A 24,299-nucleotide genomic window follows, 5' to 3' on the forward strand; every position below is an offset into this window, starting at 1 on the left:
CCCCGCCGCTCACGTCACCTCGGGCGTCGCACCCCGCCCCCGCGCCATCCACTCACCTCGAGCGTCGCCGCACGGCTCGTCCGACATGGGGACGACCGTCCGTCCGGCCGGCCCGGGGACGACGACGCCCCGGTCCGCGGGGCGGCCGGGGCGTCGTCGGAGGTGCGTCAGTCGCGCGTGGTGCCGTCGGCGTCGGACGCCTCGGTGGCCTCGGCCGGGGCCTCCTCGGCGGGCAGGTCACCGGCCGCGTCGGTCGCCTCGTCGAGGTCGGCGGCCTCGGGGCCGTCCTCGTCCTCGGAGAGGTCGACGCGGTTGCCGGAGGCGTCGGTGATGGTCGCGCCCTCGAGGACGACGGCGAGGCCCTTGCGGCGGGCGACCTCGGAGACCATCGCCTGGACCTGGCCGGCCTCCTGGACGGCCTGGGCGAAGGCGCTGGGCTCCATGCCCATCTGCGGGGCCGTCTGCACGAGGTACTCGACGAGCTCCTCCTGCGAGACCTGCACCGCCTCGGCCTCCACGACGGCGTCGAGGAGCAGCTGGGTGCGCAGGGCCTGCTGCGTCTGCTCGGTGACCTCGGCGCGGTGCTCGTCGTCCTCGAGCCGGCCCTCGCTCTCGAGGTGGCGCTGGACCTCGGCCTCGACGAGGGCCTCGGGGACGGGCACCTCGACGGTCTCGCGCAGGACCTCGAGGACCTTGTCGCGCGCCTGGACGCCCTGCTCGAGGACGGCGGCCTTGCGAGCCTGCTCGCGCAGGTCGGCGATCAGCTCCTCGGCGGTGTCGAACTCCGACGCCATCTGCGCGAAGTCGTCGTCGGCCTCGGGGAGCTGGCGCTCCTTCACCGACTGCACGGTGACGGTGACCTGGGCCTCCTGGCCGGCGCGGTCGCCGCCCGCGAGGGGCGCCGTGAAGGTGGCCTGCTCGCCCGCGGACAGGCCGGTGACGGCCTCGTCGGTGCCGTCGAGCATCGTGCCCGCGCCCACCTGGTAGGAGATGCCCTCGGCGGTGTCGATCTCCTCGCCGTCGATCTCGGCGCGGATGTCGATGGAGAGGAAGTCGCCGTCCTGGACGGGGCGGTCGACACCGGTGAGCGTGCCGAAGCGCGCGCGCAGCGCGTCGAGGCGCGTGGTCACGTCCTCCTCGGACACCTCGACGTCGTCGACGGAGACCTCGATGGAGGCGTAGTCGGGCAGGTCGATGGTCGGGCGGACGTCCACCTCGGCCGTGAAGGCGAGCTGGCTGCCCTCGTCGACGGGGACCTCGGTCACCTCGACCGACGGCTGGCCGAGCACGCGGAGCTCCTGCTCCTGCGCGGCGCGGCTGTAGAACTCCGGCAGGGCGTCGTTGACGGCCTCCTGCAGGACGGCGGCACGACCGACGCGCTGGTCGATGATGCGCGGCGGCACCTTGCCGCGGCGGAAGCCGGGGACCGTGACCTGCTGGCCGATCTCCTTGTAGGCCTTGTCGAGGCTCGGCTTCAGCTCGGCCAGGGGGACCTCGACGGTCAGCTTGACCCGGGTCGGCGTGAGGGTCTCGACGGCGCTCTTCACTGCGCGGGCTCCCGTTGCGGATTCGACGTGCGCCCCTGACCCCTCGGCGGGGCTCCTCACCTCGGACGGCGGGACGGGCGCGGACCAGCAGCCCACCCTAGCCGCGGCGCCGGGCCCGCGACGAACCCGCGGCGGGCGCACCGGCGCGCACGCCGGTGCGCGCGCCGGGCGTCGGGGTACCCGGATTCGAACCGGGGGCCTTCCGCTCCCAAAGCGGACGCGCTACCAAGCTGCGCCACACCCCGCGGCCGTCGGCGCCCGGGCCCGCGCAGGCGCCCGGCGACGTCGACCGCCGCGAGCAGCCTAGACGGCGGCCGTGGACGCGCCCGCGGCTCGCACCCGGGGGCTGCCAGGATCCCCGCCCGGCGCGCGGGACACCGCGGCGACCGGACCGCACCCGCCTCCCATGCCCCCCTCCCCCAGTACCCAGTGCCCAGCGCCCAGCGCCCAGCGCCCAGCGCCCCGAGAGACGACGGAGCCGCCGCCGTGACACCACCTCGCCCGTCGGACCGCAGCCGCGGCGAGCGGCCCCGTGGGGACCTCGCCCAGGCGGTGGGCGCCGGTGTCGTCGCGGCCGTCACGGGCTTCGCCAGCACCTCGGCCGTCGTCCTCGCCGGCCTCGCCGGGGCGGGGGCGACGCCCGCGCAGGCCGCGTCCGGGCTGCTGGCCGTCGCGGTGGTCTCCGGCCTCGTGGGCGCGGCCCTCAGCGCGCGCACGCGCATGCCGCTGTCGGTGGCCTGGTCGACGCCCGGGGCCGCCCTGCTGGCGACGTCGGGGCGCGACGACTTCCCGGCGGCCGTCGGGGCCTTCTGCCTCGCCGGCCTCCTCGTCGTCCTGTGCGGCCTCGTGCGGCCGCTCGGGCGCGCGCTGACGTCGATCCCCGCCCCGCTGGCGGCGGCCATGCTCGCCGGGATCCTCCTGCCGCTGTGCCTCGCCCCCGCGCGGGCCGCGGCGCAGACCCCGCTGCTCGCGCTGCCCGTGCTCGCCGTCTGGCTGGCGCTCGTCGTGCTGGCCCCCCGCTGGGCCGTCCCCGCGGCCCTGCTCGCCGCCGTGGCCGTCGTGCTGGCCACGGGCGGCCTCGGCGCCCTGGGCGAGGCGCCGCTGGCCCCCGCGGTGGAGGTGGTGGCGCCACGGCTCGACGTCGGGGCCCTCCTGGGCATCGGGCTGCCGCTCTTCGTCGTCACGATGGCGGGGCAGGACATCCCCGGGCTGGCGATCCTGCGCCACCACGGGTACGCGCCGCCGGCCCGCGCGGCCCTGGTCAGCACCGGGCTCGCCTCCGCGGCGGCGGCGCCGCTCGGCGCGCACGCCGTCAACCTCGGCGCCGTGACGGCCGCCCTCACGGCGGGTCCGGACGCGGGGCCGGACCCGGCGCGCCGCTGGCGCGCGTCGGTGGCCAACGGCGCCGCCCTCGTCCTCCTCGGCCTGTCCGCGCCCGCCGTCACCGCCGTCGTCACCGCCTCCCCCGGCCTGCTCGTCGAGGCCGTCGCCGGCCTCGCGCTCCTCAGCAGCCTCGGCGGCGCGCTGCGCACGGCGGTGGCGGGGCGGGAGGGGGACGGCCAGGCCCTGCTGGCCCCGCTCGTCGTCCTCGCGGTGAGCGCCTCGGGGGTCACGGTCGCGGGCGTGGGCTCGGCCTTCTGGGGCCTGCTCGTCGGGCTGGGCCTCCACCTGCTGCTGCGCCGCCGCAGCGGCGCGCCGGAGGGCGTCGGCGAGGAGCCGGACGGTCGCTAGGGTGGGGCCGCACCGGCGTCGTCGCCGGTCGCTGCGGGTGTAGCTCAATGGTAGAGCCCCAGTCTTCCAAACTGGCTACGCGGGTTCGATTCCCGTCACCCGCTCCACCGCCCGCGCGCGTCGTGGCCGGCGGCGCGCGTCAGGGCCGCACGAGGCGCGCCAGGGCCAGCCGCGCCGGGGCGAGGTAGCCCAGCACCACGGGCGCGGGCCCGTGCAGCACCAGCCAGGTCCGGCTCCCCCCGGCCGCGGCGACGACGCCGTGCTCGAGCCGCAGGCGCACCCCCGGCAGCCGTGGGCGCCCGAGCGCGACCGACCACGACCACGTGCGGGCGGCCTCGTCCACGGCGTCGACGACGACGTCGGCGCGCAGCCCGGCCGGGCCGTGCACCGCCCCGCGGGCGCCCGCCGCGATGCGCGGCGGGAGGTCGACGGCCCGCACCTGCGGCGACCAGCCGCTCCAGCGCGCCGTCCGGGCGTAGCGGTCCCAGACCTCCTCCGGAGGGGCGTCGCCCGACGCCTGCAGGCGGAGGCGCAGGTCGGCCCCGCGCCTCACGACGGGTCCGGCTCCGGGTCGCGCCACAGGACGACGACGGAGCGGTCGTCGTCCTCGGCGGCGACGGCGTCGACGAGCCGGCGCGCGCTGCCCCCGAGCCCGGGACCGGAGGTGAGGTCGCCGGCCGCCCGGGCCAGCAGGTCGATGCCCGCGGCGAGGTCGCGTCCCGGCGCCTCGACGACCCCGTCGGTGTAGAGGATGAGGGCGTCTCCGGGCTCGAGGACCCCGCGGACGGAGGGGAAGTCGACGTCCGGCAGCAGGCCGAGCGCGGGGCCGCCCTCCACCTCGACGGGCACCCAGCGGTCGGGCGCGCCGGCCCGGTGCCGCAGCAGCGGCGGGTGGCCCGCGCTCGCCGCGGCGTACTCGCCCGTGGCGAGGTCGAGGCTCACGTGCACGGCTGTGGCGAAGCCCTCGGGCCAGCGCTGGCCGAGGAGGTAGTCGTTGGCCGACGGGAGCAGGCGCTCGGTGGGCAGCGCGCCGACGAGCCCGCCGTAGGCGCCCGACAGCAGGAGGGCGCGGGTCCCCGCGGCCGTGCCCTTGCCGGAGACGTCGACGAGCAGGACGTCGAGGCGCCGCCCGCGGTGGTGGGCGAGGACGAAGTCGCCCGCGAAGCCGTCCCCGTAGGCCGACCGGACGGCGTGCTCGAGCCGCCACGGCGCCGGCAGCCCGCTCACCCGGCTCTGGGCGCGCAGCCGGTCGCGCAGCTCGACGAGCATCGACTCGCCCTGCGCGCCGTGGACGCCGAGCCGCTCGCGGCTGCGGGCGATGAGGACGACGACGCCCGCCACCGCGGCGAGCACCCCGAGCACCGTGGGGTTGATGGACGTCTGGACCGCGTCGACGACGTCGGCCCGGACGCCGCGCGGCACCAGGCCGTTGCGCCGCGGGACGACGTAGACGAGCGCCGTCGTGACGAGGAACAGCAGCATCGCCAGCTGCCGCAGGCGCAGGAAGTACCCGCCGAGGACGATGACGACCGACAGCGCGGACGCGGGCGCCCACCGCGGGGCGGCGAGCGCCACGACCACCCAGCACACGACGAGGCCGGTGCCGACCCACAGGCGGAAGGTCTGCGACGGCAGGAGCCTCAGCTGGAGCAGCCACACGAGGCGGCGTCGCCGCTCGCCGAGCCACTCCCCGGCCGCGGACGGCACCCAGGTGGGCGCGGCGGCGCGCCGTCCGGGGGCGGTGCGGCTCTCGGTCGGCACGCGCCCACGGTACCGAGCGGTCGGGGGCGGCGAGGCCCGCTCCCGGCGGCCCGCCGCCGCTCGCGGGCGCGCTCAGCCCGCGGCGGCGGACCGAGCAGCGGTCTCCCGGGCCTCGGCGACGTGGCCGGCCTCGGCCAGGACGGGCGAGAGGTCCGGCAGGCCCGCCTGGCACACCGGGCACCAGTAGAGGTTGCGGCCGACGAGCTCGCGGGTGAGGACGGTCGTCCCGCACACGCGGCAGGGCAGGCCGGCGCGCCGGTAGACGTAGTGGGCGTCCTCGCGGCGGACGCGGCCGCGGCGGCGGCCCTCCGGCCGGTCGGCGGGGAGGGTGGTGACGATGGACCCGCGCCGGACGCCGTCGCGCAGCAGGAGGACGAGGTCCTCCCACAGGGCCAGGGCGCGCTCGCGCCCGACCTCGACGCCGGGGGCGAAGGGGTCGGTGCGGGCGCGGAAGAGCGCCTCGGCGCGGTAGACGTTGCCGACGCCCGCCACCACCGCCTGGTCCATGAGCAGCGCCGCCACCGAGGTGCGGCTGCGCGCCAGCCGCGCGGCGAAGACCTCGGGGTCGCCGTCGCGCCGCAGCGGGTCCGGCCCGAGGCGTGAGCGGGCCTCCTCCTTCTCGGCCGTGGTGAGGACCTCGCACGCCGTCGGGCCGCGCAGGTCGGCCCACACGCCCTCGCCGTCGGCCCCGGCCCCGCGCAGGCGCACGCGCAGGGCGCCGCGGGGCTCGGGCGGCTCCCCCGTGCCGAAGGCCCACTTGCCGTAGAGGCCGAGGTGGACGCGCATCCAGCGGCCGCCCTCGAAGCCGAGGAACATCTGCTTGCCGTGGGCCTCGGTGCGCAGCAGCGCCGTGCCGTCGAGCAGGGCGGCGCCGTCCGCGAACCGGCCCTGCGGGCTCGAGACCGCGAGCACCTGCCCGCGGAAGTCGCGGCGGAAGACGTCGGCCAGGCGGCGGACGCTGTGGCCCTCGGGCACCTCAGGCGCCGGCGGGCGGCACGGGGCGGTCGCCGCGCTCGTACGCGCCGACCTGCTCGATGCGCCGCGCGTGCCGCCCGTCGCCGGAGAAGGGCTCGGCGAGGAAGGCGTCGACGAGGGCCGTGGCCTCCTCGACCGAGTGCTGGCGGGCCCCGACCGCGACGACGTTCGCGTCGTTGTGCTGGCGGGCCAGGCGCGCCGTCTCGAGGTTCCAGGCCAGGGCGGCGCGGACGCCGACGACCTTGTTGGCGGCGATCTGCTCGCCGTTGCCCGACCCGCCGACGACGACGCCGAGGCTGCCCGGGTCGGCGACGACCGCCTCCCCCGCGGCGATGCAGAAGGCCGGGTAGTCGTCGAGCGGCTCGAACCGCTCGGGGCCGTGGTCGACGACGTCGTGCCCGGCGTCGCGCAGGTGCGCCACGAGGCCCTGGACGAACTCGAAGCCGGCGTGGTCGGTGGCGACGTGGACGCGCATGCGGCAGATCACAGCACACGCGCCGCCGCCCGGCCCGGCCCCGTCGGTCCTCGGTCGCGCCGACCGGGAGCGCCGGCCGACGTGCGCGGTGCGAGGCTGCGCCCGTGGCCGGGGCGATGGGCGTGGACGGCGCCGCGGGCCGCTGGGCCTGCGCGCTGTGGGCCGGCCCCGGGGCGGCGCCCGTGCTCCTGCTGGCGGAGCACCCGGCCGACGTGCGCCGACGGGCGCTCGAGCACGGCGTCGCCGCGGTGGGGCTCGACCTCCCGCTCGGGCTCGTCGACGAGGGCGCCCGCGGGGCCGACCTGGCCGCCCGGCGGGCGCTGCTCGCGCTGGCCGACGGCCCGGACGCCCGATCGGCGGGCTCCCGCGTCTTCCTCACCCCCGCCCGCCCCGTCGTGGACCACGGCGGCAGCTACGCCGAGGCGCGCGCCCTGGCCCGGTCCCTCGGCGCCCCGAGCCCCAGCGCGCAGGCCTTCGCCCTGCTGGCCCACGTGCGGGCCTGGGACGCGGAGGCCCGACGCTGGCCGGAGCTCGGCGCACCTCCCCTGCTGGAGGTGCACCCCGAGGTCTCGCTCGCCCGGATGGCCGGCCGGGTGCTCGCCCCCAAGCGCAGCGCCCGCGGCGCGGCCCAGCGCCTCGAGCTCCTCGCCGGCGACCGGGGCCTCGGCTGCGGGCGCGCCGCGCTGGACGGCGCGCTGGCCGCCGCCCCGGTGGGCGTGGCCCTCGACGACGCCCTGGACGCGGCCGCCGCCGCCTGGTCGGCCCGCCGCGCGGCCGAGGGCCGCGCCGAGCCGCTCGCCGTGGGCGAGCAGCGCGACGGCGACCGCCTCGTCGCGATCTGGGTCTGAGCCGTCGGGGCCGTCGGGGCCGGTCAGCCCGCGAGGTGGCCCCACCGGCCCTCGAGCTCCGCCCACGGCCCGCTGGCCGCGAGGCGGCCCTCCTCGAGCACGACGACCCGGTCGGCGCGCGCGAGGGCCGAGCGCTTCGACGTCGACCCGACGACGGTCGTGCCCCGGCGCCGCAGCGACTCCCACAGCTCGACCTCCGTGCGCGCGTCGAGGGCCGAGCTGACGTCGTCCGCCACGAGGAGCTCGGCCTCCGTGGCGAGCGCTCGGGCGAGGGCGAGGCGCTGCACCTGCCCGCCCGACAGCCGCACGCCGCGGTGGCCCACGAGCGCCCCGTGCCCGCCGGCGCGCTCGACGTCGGGACCCATGCGCGCGTCCGCGAGCGCGCCGTCGGCGGCCCGGGCGTGGTCGAGCACGACGTTGTCGGCGAAGGTGCCCGACAGGACGCGCGGCACCTGGCCGACCCACGCCACCTGCCCCGGGCGCAGGAAGAGCTGGGGGTCGTCGACCTCCCGGTCGTTCCACACGAGCCGGCCCTCGTGGTCGACGAGGCCCGCCAGCGCGCCGAGGAGGCTCGACTTGCCGGACCCCACGCGACCGACGAGGAGGACGAGCTCGCCCGCGACCACCTCGAGGTCGACGCCCTCCACGCCGACGGTGCCGTCGTCGTGGACGGCGGTGAAGCCCTCGAGCGCCAGGCGGCGCAGCGGCGTCCGCGGGGCCGCGGCCGGGGACGGCGCGGTGCCCGCGACGAGGTCGACGCCCGCCGGGAGGGCGACGAGGTCGCCGGTGCCGGCGAGGGCCGACGCCGCCCGCAGCCACCGCCGCGCCACGGGGATCTCCGTGATGGCGGCCCCCGCCACCGTGCCGAACCAGGCGGAGCCGGTGACCGCGGTCGTCACGAGCACCGCGGTGCGCAGGTCGAAGGCGCCGAGGAGGTACAGCGCCCACCCGGCCGCCACACCGGCCTGCACGAGGACCACGGGCACGCCCTCGAGCAGGGCCTTGGTCCGCATCTCGCGCACCGAGGCGCTCACCCGGACGTCGTCGACCGCCGCGAGGTGGCGGCGCACCGGGCCGACGGCGGCCGCGAGCTTGACGGTCCGGACGGCGTCGAGGGCCGAGACCAGCGAGCTGCCGAAGACGGCGCGCTGGTCGCCCGCCACGCGCGCCGCCCGCCCCATGGCCGGGGCGCCGAGCGCCGACACGAGGGCCGAGCCCACGAGCACCCCGGCGACGACGGCGCCCGCCAGCAGGCTCTGCTCGGCGGCCAGCGCCGTCACGGCGACGACGACGACGCCGATGGTCACGTCGACCCAGCGGTCGGCGTAGATCATCAGGCGGTCGCTGTCGAGGGCCCGGGCCGTGACCTCGCCCGGCGTCGTCCGGGCGAGCCGGCGCTGCTCGGTCTGCCCGCGCAGCACCGCGAGGCGCAGCCGCAGGGCCACCCCGACCCACCACAGCGGGTAGACGCGGAAGGCGAGGAGCAGCGCGACGGGCGAGAGCATCACCGCCGCGACGAGGGGCACGACGAGGGGCCACGGCTCGCGCCCGTCGTCGAGGACGGCGACGACCAGACCCCACAGCCACCCCGTGAGGGCGCCCGAGGCCCCGAGCAGGGAGAGGCCCAGGAAGCCGAGGCTGCCCGTGAGGCCCCACCGCTTGTGGGTGGTGAGCACCCGCAGCACGGTGCGGGGGAGCGAGGTGCGCGGCTCCGGGGCCGCGGGCCTGGGCGCGCGGCGCGGGGCGCGGTGGGCGGGCGCGCCGACCGCCGGTCCGGGCGGCACGTCCCCGCCCGCCCGCAGCAGCTCCCGGAAGGGGCCCTCGGCGCGAGCCAGCTCCTCGCGGGGGCCGTGCTGGACGAGGCGCCCCGCCTCCAGGACGGCGACGGCGTCGCAGCGGCGCGTGGTGGACAGGCGGTGGGCGATGACGACGCCGGTGCGCCCGGCGAGCAGCCGCTCGGAGGCCCGCGTGACGCGTGCCTCGGTCTGCGGGTCCATGCGGGCGGTGGCCTCGTCGAGGACGACGAGCGAGACGTCGCGGACGAGCAGGCGGGCGAAGGCGACGAGCTGCTCCTCGCCGGCCGACAGGGTGGTGCCGCCGGTCCCGAGACGCGTCGCGAGCCCCTCGGGGAGGGCGTCGACCCAGTCCTCGAGGCCGAGCGCCCGCACCGCGCTCTCGACCGCGCCCTCCGGCACGTCCGCGAAGAGGGTGATGTTGTCGGCGAGGGACGCCGAGAGGAGCTCGGTGCGCTGGGTGACGACCCCGACGGCGCGGCGCAGGTCGTCGACGTCGGCGCGGACGACGTCGACGCCGCCCACCAGCACGGTGCCGGGCGCGGGGTCGACGGCGCGCGAGAGCGCCTTCGCGAGCGTCGACTTGCCGGACCCGCTGCGGCCCACGAGCGCGCACGTGGTGCCGGCCTCGACGACGAGGCTGACCGCGTCGAGGGCGAAGCCGCCCTCGTACCCCACGGACAGCCCGCGCAGCTCCACGCGCGCCGGGCCCGGGGGCAGGTGCGCCCCGCCCTCCGGCTCCTGCGGCGCGGACAGCAGCTGCCGGATCCGGCTCAGCGCCCCGAGGCCCTCCTGGATGTCGGGCAGGTTGTTGCTGACCTGGGCCAGCTGGCCGACGAAGGAGGAGACGAGCAGCCAGAGGGTGACGAGCTCCCCGACGCCGAGGTCGCCCCCGCCCACGAGGGCGACCCCGGCGACGAGCAGCGCGGCGAGCATGGCGTGCAGCACCAGCCCCGCGCGGGCGGCGAGCCCCGCGGCCGTGCGGCTGGTGGCGCGCACGCGCTCGAGCAGCGCGCGGGCGCGGACCGCGTACTGGCGGAGGACGTGCGGCTGGCCGAGCGAGGTGCGGACGTCGTCGCGGCCCGCGACCGACTCCTCGAGGTGGGAGGAGTGCTCGGACCAGGCGACCTCCTCGAGGACCTTGAGCCGCGCCACCTCCGGCGCCCGGCGGCGCACGGCGAGCCAGGCGAGCCCGGCGACCACCGGGAAGGCCAGGAAGGCCGGCCACCAGGTGAGCCCGGCGACCACCCAGGAGGCGACGCTGCGCAGGGCCGCGCGCCCCGTGCCCCAGCCGACCGTGCGCAGGAGGGAGGAGAGCTGCCAGGCGTCGTCGTCGACGCGGTCGAACAGTTCGCCGACGCCCTGCTCCTCCAGCGCGGTGACGGGCTGGCCGAGCACGCGGTCGACGAGGTCGCCCCGCAGGCGGCCTTCCGCGCGGCCGACGACGCCGGAGAAGAGGGTGCGGCCGAGCGTGTCGAGCAGGCCGGCCCCGAGCAGGACGGCGCCGAGCGCGACGACGAGAGCGGTGGTCGGCCCCGTGGCCGCCCGACCGGCGAGGACGGCCCCGACCGTCTCGGCGACGGCCGCCACCACCGCGGCGGCCAGGGCGACCCAGGAGCCGCGGGCGGCGAGCCGGCGGCCGTCGAGGGGCGCGGGCTCCGCCGGTCGTGCGCCGGAGAGCCCGCCGGACGTGGAGCCGTCGAGCGGCGCCGCGCCGGGCGGGGCCGAGCCGGCGCCCCCCGTGGTCACGACGTCCTCCGCACTGGCGCTGCGCACGACGGCTCGTCGCCCCCTCGGTCTGGTGGAGCCGGCGGCGGCGCCCCCGGCGGGCGCCCGTCCTGGCCGGCGACCGCCACGCTAGACCCGCCCCCCGACGGCGGCCGACGGCTTTTCCCGGGGCGCCGCGGGGGTCCGGGCGCGACAGGAGCCCCGGACCGGCGGTCCGGGGCCCCCGGTCGGGCGAGGGCGGGGCGTCAGTCGAAGACGGGCCCCTGGTCGCGCGTGCGCTTGAGCTCGTAGAAGCCCGGCGTCGAGGCGACCGCGACGACGCCGTCCCAGAGCCGCGCGGCGTCCTCGCCCTTGGGGGCGGGGGTGACGACGGGCCCGAAGAAGGCGGTGCCGGCGACGGCGATGACGGGCGTGCCCACGTCCTGGCCCACGCGGTCGATGCCCTCGGCGTGGCTCGCGCGCAGCGCGGCGTCGTGGGCGTCGGAGTCCTTGGCCGCCAGCAGCTCGGCCGGCAGCCCCACCTCGGCGAGCGACTCGGCGAGGACGGCGTCCAGGTCCGTGCGCCCGCCCGGGTGCACGCGGGTGCCGATGGCGTCGTAGAGGGGCTTGACGTGCTCCGCGCCGTGCTCCTCCTTCGCGGCCGTGACGACGCGGACGGCCGCCCAGGCCCGGTCCATCGCTGCGCGGTACTCCTCGGGCAGGTCGCGGCCCTCGTTGAGGACGGCCAGGCTCATGACCTTCCACTCGACGTCGACGGGCCGCACCTGCTCGACCTCGCCCATCCAGCGGGAGGTCATCCAGGCCCAGGGGCACGCAGGGTCGAACCAGAACTCGACGCGCTGGCGCTCGGTCGCGGGGGTCTGCTCGCTCATGGGGCGTGCAGCGCGCGACGGCGTGGCAGCATTCCGCGCGGTCGTCCCCCGGGCCGCAGGGGCAGGGGCGGTGGCGAGGTCGCCGCCGCCGGGGGACGAGAGCACCGCACGGCCGGGGCGAGGCCCCGGCGGACCGGCCGACCGACGCCCGAGGGAGAACCCGCAGTGCCCGGCAGCAACCTGACCCGCGACGAGGCCCGCGAGCGCGCAGCGCTCGTCACCGTCGACTCCTACGACGTCGCGCTCGACCTGACGCGCGGCGAGGAGGTGTTCACGTCGACGACGACCGTGCGCTTCTCGGCGCGCGAGGGCGCCTCGACCTGGCTCGACCTCCTGGCGCCCGCGGTCACCGAGCTCGAGGTGAACGGCGAGCGCCGCGACCCCGCCGAGGCCTTCGACGGCGAGCGCGTGCGCCTGGACGGGCTGGCGGAGCACAACGTCGTCCGCGTCGTCGCCGACGCCGCCTACATGACGACGGGCGAGGGCCTGCACCGCTTCGTCGACCCGGTCGACGGCGAGACCTACCTCTACAGCCAGTTCGAGGTGGCCGACTCGCGGCGCGTCCTCGCCGTCTTCGAGCAGCCCGACCTCAAGGCGACCTTCCGCTTCACCGTGACGGCGCCCGACCACTGGACGGTCGTCTCGGTCTCCCCCACCCCCGAGCCCTCCACGGCCGGCCCGGGCCGCGCCACCTGGTCCTTCGAGCCGACGCCGCGCCTGGCCTCCTACGTGACGGCCGTCATCGCCGGCCCGTACCACCGGGTGGAGGGCGAGCTCACGAGCCGGGACGGGCGCACCGTGCCCCTCGGCGTCCTGTGCCGCGCCTCGCTGGCCGAGCACCTCGACGCCGAGGAGGTCATGGACCTCACCCGCCGCGGCTTCGCGCACTACGAGGAGCTCTTCGACCTCGCCTACCCCTTCGCGAAGTACGACCAGCTCTTCGTCCCGGAGTTCAACGCCGGCGCCATGGAGAACGCGGGCGCCGTCACCTTCCTCGAGGACTACGTCTTCCGCAGCCGCGTGCCGGAGGCCATGGTCGAGCGGCGCGCCGTGACGATCCTCCACGAGCTGGCGCACATGTGGTTCGGCGACCTCGTGACGATGCGCTGGTGGGACGACCTCTGGCTCAACGAGTCCTTCGCCGAGTACGCCTCGACCCTCGCGACCGCCGAGGCCACCCGCTTCACCTCCGCCTGGACGACCTTCTCGAGCATGGAGAAGTCGTGGGCCTACCGGCAGGACCAGCTGCCCTCCACGCACCCCGTCGTCGCCGACATCCGCGACCTCGAGGACGTCGAGGTCAACTTCGACGGCATCACCTACGCCAAGGGCGCCAGCGTGCTCAAGCAGCTGGTGGCCTGGGTGGGCCGCGACCACTTCGACGAGGGCGTCCGCCGGTACTTCCGGGCCCACGCCCACGGCAGCACCGAGCTCTCCGACCTGCTCGTCGAGCTCGAGGCCACCTCGGGCCGCGACCTGCGCGAGTGGTCCGCCCTCTGGCTGGAGCAGGCGGGCGTCACGACGCTGCGCCCGGAGCTCGAGGTCGGCGCCGACGGCACCATGACGTCGGTCGCGGTCCTGCAGGAGGCCCCCGCCGATCACCCGGTACTGCGGCCGCACCGCCTGGCGATCGGCTGCTACGACCTCGTCGACGGCCGGCTGCGCCGCACGCACCGGGTGGAGCTCGACGTCGACGGCGCCCGGACCGAGGTGCCCGACCTCGTCGGCCGCCCCCGCCCGGCGCTGCTCCTCCTCAACGACGACGACCTCGCGTACGCGAAGGTGCGCCTCGACGACGCGTCGCTGGCCGCGGCCACCGCGCACCTCACCGCCTTCGCCGAAGCCCTCCCCCGCACCCTCGTGTGGGGCGCGGCCTGGGACATGGCCCGCGACGCCGAGCTCCCGGTCGGCGACTTCGTCGAGCTGGTCCTCGGCGGGATCGCCGCCGAGACCGACTCCTCGGTGGTCCTCGTGCTCCTGCGCCAGCTCGCCACGGCGGTGCGCCTCCACACGGCGCCCGAGCACCGCGCCGCCGTGCGCGCCGACGTCGCCGGCCGCCTGCTCGAGCTGGCCCGTCGCGCCGAGCCGGGCAGCGACCACCAGCTCCAGCTGCTGAAGGCCGGTGCCGCGCACGCCAGCACGCCCGACCAGCTGTCGGCCGTGCGCGGGGTCCTCGACGGCCGGGCGCCCCTGCCCGGCCTCGAGGTGGACGTCGACCTGGCGTGGGACCTGCTCACCGACCTCGTCGCCGCCGGGGACGCCGACGTCGCGGAGGTGGACGCCATGGCCGAGCGCGACGCCACCGCCCGCGGCCAGCGCCTCGCCGTCACCGCCCGAGCGGCGCGCCCCGACCCCGCCGTGAAGGAGGAGGTGTGGGCGTCCGTCGTCGACCGGGGTGACACGCCCGTCGCGCTGCAGGCCGCGGCCATCGCCGGCTTCACCCGGGCGCAGGACCCGGCGCTCCTCGCGCCCTTCGTCGGCCGCTACTTCGACGCCATCGCCCGGGTGTGGGCCGAGCGCACGAACGAGACCGCCCAGCAGGTCGTCCTCGGCCTCTTCCCGGACGAGGCGGACGGCGCGGACGTGGCCGCCCGCACGAGCGCGTGGCTCGAGGCGCACCCCCACGCGCCCTCGGGCCTGCGCCGGCTGACGCTCGAGAACCGCGACGGCGTCGAGCGCGCCCGGCGCGCGCAGGAGCTGGACCGCCGCTCGCGCGCCTGACCGTCGGGTCGGGCGCGCGGCGGCGGTCGCGCGTCCGACGTCCTCCTCGACCGCTCGCCACGACGGCGAGAGGGAGGCTGTGGTCACCGGCCGGGCCGACGGGTGACCACAGCCTCCACCTCGGCGACGCCGTCGACGGCGCCGTCAGGTCCGGTCGGTCCGCACGAGGGCGTGCAGCACGACGTCGCGGTGCGCCCCGCGCCGCCAGCGGGCGCCGCGGGCGACGCCCTCGCGGACGAGGCCCGCGGCCTCGAGCGCGCGCTGCCCGGCGACGTCGTCGGCGTCGGCGTGGCCCTCGACGCGGTGCGCCGTCGTGTGCAGGAGCAGCAGCTCGACGAGCGACTCCACGGCGGCCCCGCCCGTGCCGCGCCCCCGGGCGTCCGGGCGGAGCCACACGGCGACCACGGGGCACCCCGAGCCGCCGGTGGCGCCCCAGCGGTGCTCGTGCCAGCGCCAGGAGACCTCGCCCGCCACGGCGCCGGCGTCGTCGAGGACGGTGAGGACGCCCGCGGCCTCGAGGTCGCACGGGCCGGGCGCGGTGCGGGGCGCGGAGGGACCGACGTCGAAGGGGCGGTCGGCGCCCAGGAGCAGCGGCAGGTCGTCGGGGCGCTGGGGACGCAGCTGGACCATGGCGCGAGTGTGGCGGAGCCGGAGCGCCGGACGCGCGCGGCGGCCCTCGCCGCGCCGACCCGTCACCCCTCCCGCGTCGGCCGCCCGGCCGTGCGCCCCTTGTCGCCGTCACGGGCGGCTGCGCACACTGGTGGGACGCCCGTCGCCGGCCCAGCCCGGGCCGGACGCCGCGCAGCCCCCGGAGGCCACCGTGCTCGACGACGCCCGCACCGCCGCCCCGACCTCGATGCCCGTCCTCGCGCGCGGGCGGCACCGGACGCCCCGCACGGGCGCCTGCTTCATGGAGATGGCCTCCTACCTCGCCGGCGAGCGCTGGAGCGACCACCCCGCCTGCACCCACCCCCTCCTCGCCCGGCTGGCCCGCGACGTCAACGACCGCACGAGCGACAGCGGACGCGCCCGGCTCGGCCGCCTCGTGCCGTCGGTCGTGGGCCTGCACGACGACGACCCGGCCACGGACGTGCGCCTGGCCCTGCTGTGCACCGCGGCGGCGCTGCCCGTGTCCGCGATGGAGCGCCAGCACGCCCTGGCGGTGGCGCTGCTCGCCGGCCAGGAGGTCCTCGCCCACCTCGAGGGCCGGCCGGACGGAGAGTCCTCGGAGGCCGCGCGCGCGGCGCTGGCGCGGGTGCCGGGCGCCGCGGCGTGGGCCCGGCGCTTCACCGAGACCACCGGGCCGCGGGCGCGGGCCGGTCTCCGGGGCCGCGGGGCGGCGGACCGGTGGGTGCGCGGGTACCTGCGCCACGGGGCGCCGTCCGCCGTCAGCCTGTCGGTCGCCGGCGTCGCCGGGGCCTGCGGCGTGGACGCCGACGCGCTCCTGCACGACCTGCTCGTGGACGCCGTCGCGCTCGTGCGCGGCGACCGGGCCCCCGCGGCGGCCCCCGCCCCGGACCGCTGGGCGGAGGCCTGCCGCCTCAGCGCGGCGGGTCGTCGCTGAGCAGGGCCCGCAGGAGCGAGCGCACGCGCGGCAGGCCCGGCAGGTCCTCCAGCAGCACCGGGTCGCCGGAGGAGTCGCCCAGCGGCACCCGCCAGTTGGGGTACTGGTCGTAGGTCCCCGGCTGGTTCTGGGTGCGCCTCTCGCCCACCGCGTCCGGCAGCGAGACGCCGAGCAGCCGGCTGGGCGCCGCCCGCAGCAGCCGGTGGAGGCCGTCGACGAGCTGGCGCTCCGTCGGGTCCTCCGGCACGAGCCCGCGCTCGGACAGCTGCGCCAGCACCGACGCGCGGTCGCGCTCGTCGACGCGGCGCTCCTCCTCGACGTCGCGGGTGAGCAGCCCCAGGCGGTCGCGCAGGTCGATGTGCTCGCCCGCCAGGTAGCCCGCCGTGGGCGGGAGGTCGTGCGTCGTCACGGTGGCCATGCACAGCTCGCGCCACCGCTCGGGCGGCAGCGGGGCGCCCTCGCCGTCCCGCTCGAACCACAGCACGGACGTGCCCAGCACCCCGCGCTCGCGCAGGTGGTCGCGCACCCACGGCTCGACGACGCCGAGGTCCTCCCCGACGACGACGGCACCGGCGCGCTGGGCCTCCAGCGCGAGGATGCCGACCATCGCCTCGTGGTCGTAGCGCACGTAGGTGCCGGCCTCCGGGCCGAGGCCCGCGGGCACCCACCACAGCCGGAAGAGGCCCATGACGTGGTCGACGCGGACGCCGCCCGCGTGGCGCAGCACGGTCCGGATCATGTCCCGGTAGGGCGCGTAGCCGAGCCGGGCCAGGCCGTCGGGCCGCCACGGCGGCTGGCTCCAGTCCTGCCCCTGCTGGTTGAAGGCGTCCGGCGGGGCGCCGACGGTGATGCCGCGGGCGAGCGCCGGCCCGAGGGTCCACGTGTCGGCCCCCGTCGGGTGCACGCCGACGGCCAGGTCGTGGACGACGCCGAGCGCCATGCCGGCGCGCGTGGCGGTGCGCTGCGCGGCCTCGAGCTGGGAGTCGACGACCCACTGCAGCCACTCGTGGAAGCGGACGTCGTCAGCGACCTCCGTGACGAGCCGCTCCTGCTCGCGGCTGCCGTGGTCGTGCGCCCCCTCCGGCCACTGGGAGGACGGCAGTCCGTGGCGGTCGGCCAGGGCGCACCACGTCGCGAAGTCGGTGAGCCCCTTCCCCTCCCGCTCGCGGAAGGCGGCGAAGTCGGCCTCGCGGGCCGCGGTGCGGCCGGCGTCGAAGACGGTGCGCAGCGCCGGGCGCTTGGCGGCCCAGACGGCGTCCCGGTCCACGAGCGCGCCGGCGGCCGAGGCGGCCCGCTGCTCCTCGGCGGCCCACTCCAGCAGCGCGCGGTCGGCGGAGGGCAGGTACGCCGTCTCGCGGACGTCCTCGACGCGGATGTACACGGGGTTGACGAAGCGGCGCGTCGTCGGCAGGTACGGCGACGGCTCCATGGGCGCCACGGGCTCCGCCGAGTGCAGCGGGTTGACGAGCACGAAGTCCGCCCCGTGCTCGCCGCCGCTCCAGCTCGCCAGCTCCGCGAGGTCGGCGGCGTCCCCCAGCCCCCAGGAGAGCCGGGAGCGCACCGAGTACAGCTGCACCATGAGGCCCCAGTGCTGCCCGTCGCGCACCCCCGCGGGCAGCTCGAGCACCGACGGCGTGACGACGAGCGGCGCCGTCGCGGTGGGCTCGGCGTCACCGGGCAGGTCGCCGACCCGCACCCGCAGCTCGTGCCAGCCGAGCGGGGTGTCGGCGGGGACGGCGAAGGTCGCGCGGCCGACGAGGGCGCCGTCGACCTCGCGCGGGTCGGTCCAGCGGTCCAGCTGGGCCAGCGGGACGGCGCGGCCGTCCTCCAGCACCGCCTCGCAGGCGACCGGCTGCCCGTGGGGCACGTGGACGGCCACCTCGCCGACGCGCCCGTCGCGAAGCACGACGACGGGCGGCAGCACGGCGCGCCAGGGGGCGAGGTCGACCTCGGCGAGGGCGGCCTCCACGGCGTCCTCGCCGTCCGCGTCGACGTCGAGGGCCGCGAGGACGGCGACGACCGTGCTCGCGGGCACGTCGAGGTGGTTCCCCTGCCAGTCGTCGTACTCGACGGCGACGCCGTAGCGGCCGGCGAGCTCCTTGAGGGCCGGCGAGGGCAGCGCCCCGTCGGCGGTGGCGGTGGCGTCGGGCATGGTGCTCCGTCCGGGGTGCGCGGGGGGCGGGTCGGACCGGCCGCGGAGTGGTCGCCGCGGGGGCGCGAGGGCGGCTCGGATCCTGCCAGAGCGGCCCCGGGTCGGCCCGGTGGCGACGGCCTGCGCGACGGCGCCCGGCGGCCCCGCGGACCGCCGCGGAGGGCGCGCGACCTCCGACCAGAGGCTGACGACCCCGTCCACCGCCCGCGGCTACGGTCGCCGGGTGAGCCCCCAGGACGCCCCCGAGCGGTACGCGGGCGCCGAGGCCGGAGGCCGGCGGGGGGCCGGTCCGGAGGCCGGTCCCGGCGCTCGCCGCCCCTCGGAGCGGGACTTCGACCGTGACGTCGCCCCAGACGTCGACCGAGGCCCCCGGATCGGCCCGCGGACCGTCGAGCCGCCCTCCGCGATCGAGCGGGCGGCCGCCTGGTCTCGCCGGCACCGGCGCGCCGTGGACGTCGGCACGACCGCCCTGCTCGCGCTCTTCCTCGTCGTCCCCGCCGGCGCGTCCACCGGCGCCAGCGGATCGGCGCCCTGGCTCCTGTCCCTGCTGCTCGTCGCGCCGCTCGCCTGGCGCCGGACGGCGCCGCGCGTCACCTTCGCCCTCGTCGTCCTGGCCGGGCTCCTCGTGCTCCTCGTCGGTGACTCCCGCGTGCCGGGCCTCGTCGCCGTCCTCATCACCGTCCACGCCGTGACCGCCTACGGCACCCGGCGCGACGGACGGCTGGTCCTCGTGACCGGCCTGCTCGCCTCCGGCGCCGCCGGGGCCCGCTTCGCCCTCCTCCCGGACGGGGCGCTCGTCCTGAGCAACGACCCCGTCGCCGCGGTCGCCATCACCGGCGCCCTCTGCCTCCTCGTCGTCGCCGCGTGGTCCATCGGCCAGCTCTCGCGGGTGCGCGTCTCGCACGAGGCGGCCCTCACCGAGCGCGCGCGCCTGCTCGAGGCGGAGCGCGACCAGCAGGCCGTCATCGCGGCGGCCGCCGAGCGGGCGCGCATCGCCCGCGAGATGCACGACGTCGTCGCCCACTCCCTCGCCGTCGTGGTGGCCCAGGCCGACGGCGGGCGGTACGCCGCGCGCGCCGACCCGGCCGCCGCGGTCCGGGCGCTCGAGACCATCGCGGGCACGGGGCGGCAGGCGCTGGCGGACATGCGCGGGCTCCTCGGCGTCCTGCGCGAGGACGGGGCCGCCCGCCGGACGCCGCAGCCGGGGGCGGGCGACCTCGCGGACCTCGTGGAGGACCTGCGCGCGGGCGGCCTCGACGTCCGCCTGGAGGAGCACGGCGAGCGACGCCCCCTGCCGCCGAGCCCGGGGCTCGCCGTCCACCGCATCGCGCAGGAGTCGCTGACCAACGTCCTCAAGCACGCCGGCCCGCGGGCGAGCGCCGTCGTGCGCGTGCGCTGGCTCGAGGGCGCCGTGGCGCTGGAGGTCCTCGACGACGGGCGCGGGGCGGGCGCCGCGCCCGCCCCGCCCGGCGGGCAGGGCCTCGTCGGCATGCGCGAGAGGGCCGCGCTCACCGGCGGGTCGGTGGAGGCGGGCCCGGCCCCGGGCGGCGGCTGGCGCGTGCGCGCGCTCGTGCCGGACGAGCCGCCGGCGGCCGACCGGGCCGGTGCCGCGGCGACCGCCCGCGCGGGGGCCCGTCGGTGAGCGCGGCCGACGCCGTCCGCGTCGTCCTCGTCGACGACCAGCCGCTCGTGCGCACGGGCTTCGCGATGGTCATCGACAGCCAGCCCGACCTCGCGGTCGTCGGCCAGGCCGGCGACGGCGCCGCCGCGCTCGCCCTGCTGGCGGAGGTCGAGGCCGACGTCGTCCTCATGGACGTCCGGATGCCCCGCATGGACGGCATCGAGGCCACGCGCCGGCTCACCTCCGGTGACGGCGCCCCCCGGGTCGTCGTCCTGACGACCTTCGACCTCGACGAGTACGTCGTCAGCGCCATCGGCGCCGGCGCGAGCGGCTTCCTCCTCAAGGACGCCGAGCCGGAGGAGCTCCTGGCCGCCGTCCGCACGGTGCACGCCGGCGACGCCGTCATCGCCGCGCGCGCCACCCGGGCCCTGCTGCAGCACGTGGGGCCGCTGCTCGCCGACGAGCACGACGGCGCCGCGCCGGCCGCCCCGGGGGGAGCGGGCGCCGCCCCGGGGGGGGGACCGGCCCCCGCCCGGGCCGCGGACGCCGCCGCGCTCGAGGCGCTGACGCCGCGCGAGCGCGAGGTGCTCGAGCTCATGGCGCGCGGCGCCAGCAACACGGACCTCATGGCACGGCTCTTCGTCTCCGAGGCCACGGTGAAGACCCACGTCGGCCGCGTGCTGGCCAAGACGGGCTCGCGCGACCGCGTGCAGGCGGTCGTCCTGGCCTACCGCTGCGGGCTCGTGCGGCCCGAGGACCTCCTGCGCGACGCCGAGGGCTGACGACCCGCCCCGTCCGGCCGCACCGCGCACCTCTGCGTCCCACCAGGGTCTGACCCGCGGCGCCCCGGACGGGACGCACCGACGGAGGACGTCCCCGCTGGGGCCGACGCCCGGCCGCGCGAGGAGCAGACCTGCGGCCGACGCGGGGCGCACGGCCGCCTCCCTAGCGTCGGGACGTCCGCTGCGGCAGCCGTTCCCGGCCGCCGCCCGCTCGCCGCCAGGAGGCCCCGTGCACCCCGCCCCGTCCGCCCCGATGACCGGACCGACCGCCGCCGCGCGCCCCGCGGGCTCTCGGCCCGACGCCACGACCGCCGCCGTGCGGGCCGAGGGGCTCACCAAGGTCCACGGCCGCGGCGACGCGGCCGTCACCGCGCTCGACGCCGTCGACGTCTGCGTGGGCCGCGGCACCTTCACCGCCGTCATGGGGCCCTCCGGCTCGGGCAAGTCCACGCTGCTGCACTGCCTCGCCGGCCTCGACACGGCGACGAGCGGCCGCGCGTGGGTGGGCTCGACCGAGTTCACCGGCCTGAGGGAGAAGCAGCTGACCCGCCTGCGGCGCGACCGCATCGGCTTCGTCTTCCAGTCCTTCAACCTCGTGCCCGTGCTGACGGCGCACGAGAACGCCGTGCTCCCCCTCGCCCTCGCCGGGAGGCAGCCGGACCCGGCCTGGTTCGACGAGGTGGTCGGCCGCCTCGGGCTGGGGCAGCGCCTGCACCACCGGCCGTCCGAGATGTCCGGCGGGCAGCAGCAGCGCGTCGCCGTCGCCCGCGCCCTCCTGCCGCGCCCCGACGTCGTCTTCGCCGACGAGCCGACCGGCAACCTCGACTCCCGCGCGGGCGCCGAGGTGCTCTCGCTGCTCCGCAGCGCCGTCCGCGAGACGGGCCAGACCGTCGTCATGGTCACCCACGATCCCGTCGCGGCGTCCTACGCCGAGCGCGTCGTGCTCCTCGCCGACGGCCGCCTCGCGGGCGAGGTGCACGACCCCACCGCCGAGACCGTCCTGTCCGCCCTCGCGGCGCTCGGGGGCTGAGCCGTGCTGCACCTCACCCTCGCCCAGGTCCGCCACCACGCGGGCCGCCTGCTCGCGAGCGCCACCGCGGTCGTCATCGCGGTCGCCTTCGTCGTCGTGACCCTCGTGGGCGGCGCCACCGCCGCCGCGACGGTCCGCGCCGCGCTCGCGGCGCCCTACCTGCCCGCGGCGGCCGTCGTCGAGGCCCCGACCGAGCTCCCGCCCGCGGACGCCGACGACCCCTTCGCCGTCCCGCCCTCCCTCGCGGGGGCCGTGGACGCCGTCCGCGCCGTCGACGGCGTCACGGACGTGGCCCTCGACACCACCACCTACGCCTCCGTGTCGACCGGCGGCTCCGAGGGCGAGGACGGCGCCGCCACGACCGCGCAGGTCGTCCCCGTCCAGCCCGTCGGCTCGCCCCTGCACTGGCAGCAGGTGGGCACCGGCCGCCTCCCCGAGCGCCCCGGCGAGGTCGCCGTCACCGAGCGGGTGGGCGCCGCCCCCGGCGACGTCGTCACCGTCCAGCCCGAGCCGCCCCGCGCGACGGCCGAGGACGAGGAGCCGGCCGCGCCGGCGCCGCAGCGGCTGGAGGTCGTCGGCGTCCTCGACACCGGCGGCGACCCCACGGCCTCCGTCACCCCGCGGCTCGCCGTGACGGCCGACCAGGTGGCGGCCTGGGGCTCGTCCACCTCGTCCGAGGAGCTGCGGGTGGCGGCCGCGCCGGGCACCGACGCCCAGGCGCTGGCGACCGCCGTCGCGGCGGCGGCCACCGACGCCCTCGGGGTCCCCGTGGCCGCGCAGACGGCGGACGACGCCACCGACGCGGTCGTCTCCGCCACGACCGGCGGTGCCCTGCAGCTGGTCTCGGTGCTGCTGGCCTTCGCCGTCGTCTCCGTCCTCGTCGCGGGCCTCGTCATCGCCAACACCTTCGCCGTGCTCCTCGCCCAGCGGACCCGCGAGCTGGCGCTCCTGCGCTGCGTCGGCGCCTCGCGCGCCCAGCTGCGCCGGGGCGTCCTCCTCGAGGCCCTGGCCACGGGGCTCGCCGCCTCGGCGCTCGGGACGGCGCTCGGCGTCGCCATCACGGCGGCCGGCTCGGCGGTGGTCGCCCGCACCGACGCGCCGATCCCCCTGCAGGGGCTGGCGGTGCCGTGGTGGGCCGTGGTCGTCGGGCTCGTGCTCGGCACTCTCGTCACCGTCGTCGCCGCGACGAGCCCGGCGCGCGCCGCGACGCGCGTCGCCCCCCTCGCGGCCCTGCGCCCGCTGGACGTGGCGCCGCTGCGCTCGCGCGGCGGGGTGGCGCGGCTCGTCGCCGGCCTGCTCCTCGCCGTCCCGGGGGCGGTCGCGCTGACCTGGACGTCGCTGCGGGGCGAGCTGCTGCTGGCCCTGGCGGCCGGCGTCCCGACCTTCCTCGGCGTCGTCCTCCTGTGCCAGCGCGGGGTGCCCGCCGCCGTCGGCCTCGTCGGGCGGCTCCTGGCCCGCGTCGGCGGGGTTCCCGGCCGGCTGGCCGCCCGCAACTCCGTGCGCGTGCCGCGGCGCACGGCGGCCACCGCCACGGCCCTGCTCGTGGGCGTCACCCTCGTGAGCACCTTCGTCGTCGGCGCCGCCTCGGTGCGGGCGACGACGACGACCGAGCTGGAGGCCCAGTACCCGGCCGACGTGCAGGTGGTCGACGCGGGGTACTTTGACGGGCCGGGCCTCCCGGAGGACCTGCTGCCCGCGGTGGCGGGGACGCCCGGGGTCACCGGGGCGGCCGCGGTGCGCGGTGCGCTCGTCGACCTGGGCGACGTGACGGAGCAGCCGCTGCTCGGCCTGCCCGCGGACGTCGACGGCGTGGTGCGCTCGTCGACGGCCGGCGCCCCGGCGGCCGGCGAGGTGCGCGTGGGACCCGGCTACGCCGAGGTCAACGGCCTCGCGGACGGCGACGTCCTCACCGCCACGGGCCCGACGGGCACGGCCGACCTCGTCGTCCGCGTCGGCGGCCGCAACGACCTCCCGGTGGTCGCGGAGGCCGACCTGGAGCGCCTCGCCGCCGCGGCGCCCGTGGCGGAGGTCTGGGCCGCCGTCGCGGACCCCGAGGGCCGCGGCGCCGGCGAGACGGTCGACGCCCTGACCACGACGGTGTCGTCCGTCGCGCCGGACTCCTACGTCGCCGGCGCCGTGCTCGTGCGGCAGGGCCTCGACCAGGTCCTCGACGTCCTGCTCCTCGTCGTGACCGCGCTGCTCGGCGTCGCCGTCGTCATCGCGCTCGTCGGCGTGGGCAACACGCTCGCGCTGTCCGTCGTCGAGCGGCGCCAGGAGCTCGGCCTCCTGCGCGCGCTCGGGCAGCCGGCCCGCGACGTCCGCCGGACCCTGCTGTGGGAGGCCGGGCTCGTCGCCGGGGTCGCCTCCGTGCTCGGCGTCGGGCTGGGCGTCGCCTTCGGCCTGGCCGGCACGTCAGCCGTCTTCGCCTCCGCCGCGCCGGTCGTCCTCGACGTCCCCTGGCTGCAGGTCGCCGCGGTCGTCGCCGTGGCGACGCTCGCCGGGATGGTCGCCTCGCTGCTGCCGGCACGACGGGCCGCCGCCGTGCCGCCCGTGGCGGCCATGGCCGGCTGAGGCCGCGCCCCTCGGGGCGGCGCTCCGAGGTCGGAGCTCCGAGGTCGGAGCTCCGAGGTCGGAGCTCCGGGGTCGGAGCTCCGGGGGCGGGGCTCCGAGGACAGGGGGCGGGGGGGGGGGGGGAGGGG

17 protein-coding genes and 2 tRNA genes are annotated in these 24,299 nt (G+C 78.5%); 9 read left to right on the top strand and 10 right to left on the bottom strand.

What is annotated here, in order from left to right; translation table 11 throughout:
• Positions 1–167: 167 nt before the first annotated feature.
• Both tig and WDV85_RS16040 read right to left on the bottom strand, forming a co-directional pair.
• Entirely contained in the window at positions 168–1,547 is a 1,380-nt protein-coding gene (gene tig / locus WDV85_RS16035; RefSeq protein ID WP_339571578.1) for a trigger factor, read from the bottom strand.
• 171 nt (positions 1,548–1,718) lie between these two features.
• A tRNA-Pro gene (locus tag WDV85_RS16040) sits at positions 1,719–1,792 on the bottom strand.
• A 307-nt stretch (positions 1,793–2,099) separates the two neighbouring features.
• Between WDV85_RS16040 and WDV85_RS16045 the strand changes: the two genes are divergently transcribed.
• Both WDV85_RS16045 and WDV85_RS16050 read left to right on the top strand, forming a co-directional pair.
• Entirely contained in the window at positions 2,100–3,278 is a 1,179-nt protein-coding gene (locus WDV85_RS16045) for a benzoate/H(+) symporter BenE family transporter (RefSeq protein WP_339571579.1), read from the top strand.
• 33 nt (positions 3,279–3,311) lie between these two features.
• Positions 3,312–3,385, top strand: a tRNA-Gly gene (locus WDV85_RS16050).
• Positions 3,386–3,417: 32 nt separating this feature from the next.
• Here the strand turns inward: WDV85_RS16050 and WDV85_RS16055 are convergent.
• From WDV85_RS16055 to WDV85_RS16070, 4 genes are all read right to left on the bottom strand, one after another.
• Positions 3,418–3,831, bottom strand: a complete 414-nt coding sequence (locus tag WDV85_RS16055; RefSeq protein WP_339571580.1) for an SRPBCC family protein — start codon at positions 3,829–3,831, stop codon at positions 3,418–3,420.
• Complete coding sequence (locus tag WDV85_RS16060) at positions 3,828–5,039, bottom strand: PP2C family protein-serine/threonine phosphatase (protein WP_339571581.1); 1,212 nt, start codon at positions 5,037–5,039, stop codon at positions 3,828–3,830. Before WDV85_RS16060 ends, WDV85_RS16055 begins: the two co-directional genes overlap by 4 nt.
• A 72-nt stretch (positions 5,040–5,111) precedes the next feature.
• Positions 5,112–6,014 (bottom strand): Fpg/Nei family DNA glycosylase, encoded by a 903-nt coding sequence (locus WDV85_RS16065; RefSeq protein WP_339571582.1) that lies wholly within the window; start codon positions 6,012–6,014, stop codon positions 5,112–5,114.
• 1 nt (position 6,015) lies between these two features.
• The gene (locus WDV85_RS16070) at positions 6,016–6,489 is read right to left on the bottom strand and encodes a ribose-5-phosphate isomerase (RefSeq protein WP_339571583.1); all 474 of its coding nucleotides are present in this window, start codon (positions 6,487–6,489) and stop codon (positions 6,016–6,018) included.
• 104 nt (positions 6,490–6,593) lie between these two features.
• Between WDV85_RS16070 and WDV85_RS16075 the strand changes: the two genes are divergently transcribed.
• Complete coding sequence (locus WDV85_RS16075; protein WP_339571584.1) at positions 6,594–7,337, top strand: DUF429 domain-containing protein; 744 nt, start codon at positions 6,594–6,596, stop codon at positions 7,335–7,337.
• 23 nt (positions 7,338–7,360) lie between these two features.
• On the opposite strand, the gene WDV85_RS16080 is transcribed toward WDV85_RS16075, so the two are convergent.
• Both WDV85_RS16080 and WDV85_RS16085 read right to left on the bottom strand, forming a co-directional pair.
• Positions 7,361–10,906, bottom strand: coding sequence for an ABC transporter ATP-binding protein (locus WDV85_RS16080; protein ID WP_339571585.1), 3,546 nt, complete (start codon positions 10,904–10,906; stop codon positions 7,361–7,363).
• 197 nt (positions 10,907–11,103) lie between these two features.
• Entirely contained in the window at positions 11,104–11,730 is a 627-nt protein-coding gene (locus WDV85_RS16085) for a mycothiol-dependent nitroreductase Rv2466c family protein (protein ID WP_339571586.1), read from the bottom strand.
• Between the two features lie 165 nt (positions 11,731–11,895).
• Here WDV85_RS16085 and pepN point away from each other — a divergent pair, with 165 nt between their 5' ends.
• Complete coding sequence (pepN, locus tag WDV85_RS16090) at positions 11,896–14,451, top strand: aminopeptidase N (RefSeq protein WP_339571587.1); 2,556 nt, start codon at positions 11,896–11,898, stop codon at positions 14,449–14,451.
• Positions 14,452–14,595: 144 nt separating this feature from the next.
• Here the strand turns inward: pepN and WDV85_RS16095 are convergent, their stop codons facing one another.
• Positions 14,596–15,081, bottom strand: a complete 486-nt coding sequence (locus WDV85_RS16095; protein ID WP_339571588.1) for a GNAT family N-acetyltransferase — start codon at positions 15,079–15,081, stop codon at positions 14,596–14,598.
• 190 nt (positions 15,082–15,271) lie between these two features.
• Between WDV85_RS16095 and WDV85_RS16100 the strand changes: the two genes are divergently transcribed.
• Positions 15,272–16,015: a hypothetical protein gene (locus WDV85_RS16100; protein ID WP_339571589.1), complete on the top strand. Its 744-nt coding sequence runs from the start codon at positions 15,272–15,274 to the stop codon at positions 16,013–16,015.
• Here WDV85_RS16100 and malQ read toward each other — a convergent pair.
• Complete coding sequence (malQ, locus tag WDV85_RS16105) at positions 15,993–18,167, bottom strand: 4-alpha-glucanotransferase (RefSeq protein ID WP_339571590.1); 2,175 nt, start codon at positions 18,165–18,167, stop codon at positions 15,993–15,995. The genes WDV85_RS16100 and malQ overlap by 23 nt on opposite strands.
• 223 nt (positions 18,168–18,390) lie before the next feature.
• Here malQ and WDV85_RS16110 point away from each other — a divergent pair, with 223 nt between their 5' ends.
• The 4 genes from WDV85_RS16110 to WDV85_RS16125 all read left to right on the top strand — a co-directional run bounded on the left by WDV85_RS16110 (position 18,391) and on the right by WDV85_RS16125 (position 24,171).
• Positions 18,391–19,809, top strand: coding sequence for a sensor histidine kinase (locus tag WDV85_RS16110; RefSeq protein WP_339571591.1), 1,419 nt, complete (start codon positions 18,391–18,393; stop codon positions 19,807–19,809).
• A 65-nt stretch (positions 19,810–19,874) separates the two neighbouring features.
• On the top strand, positions 19,875–20,570 hold the full coding sequence (locus WDV85_RS16115) for a response regulator (RefSeq protein ID WP_445263366.1): 696 nt from the start codon (positions 19,875–19,877) through the stop codon (positions 20,568–20,570).
• A gap of 253 nt (positions 20,571–20,823) precedes the next feature.
• Entirely contained in the window at positions 20,824–21,600 is a 777-nt protein-coding gene (locus WDV85_RS16120) for an ABC transporter ATP-binding protein (RefSeq protein ID WP_339571593.1), read from the top strand.
• A 3-nt stretch (positions 21,601–21,603) separates the two neighbouring features.
• Positions 21,604–24,171, top strand: a complete 2,568-nt coding sequence (locus WDV85_RS16125) for an ABC transporter permease (RefSeq protein ID WP_339571594.1) — start codon at positions 21,604–21,606, stop codon at positions 24,169–24,171.
• Positions 24,172–24,299 lie beyond the last annotated feature (128 nt).

This window comes from Pseudokineococcus sp. 5B2Z-1 (assembly GCF_037482305.1).
In the GTDB taxonomy this organism is placed as follows: domain Bacteria; phylum Actinomycetota; class Actinomycetes; order Actinomycetales; family Quadrisphaeraceae; genus Pseudokineococcus.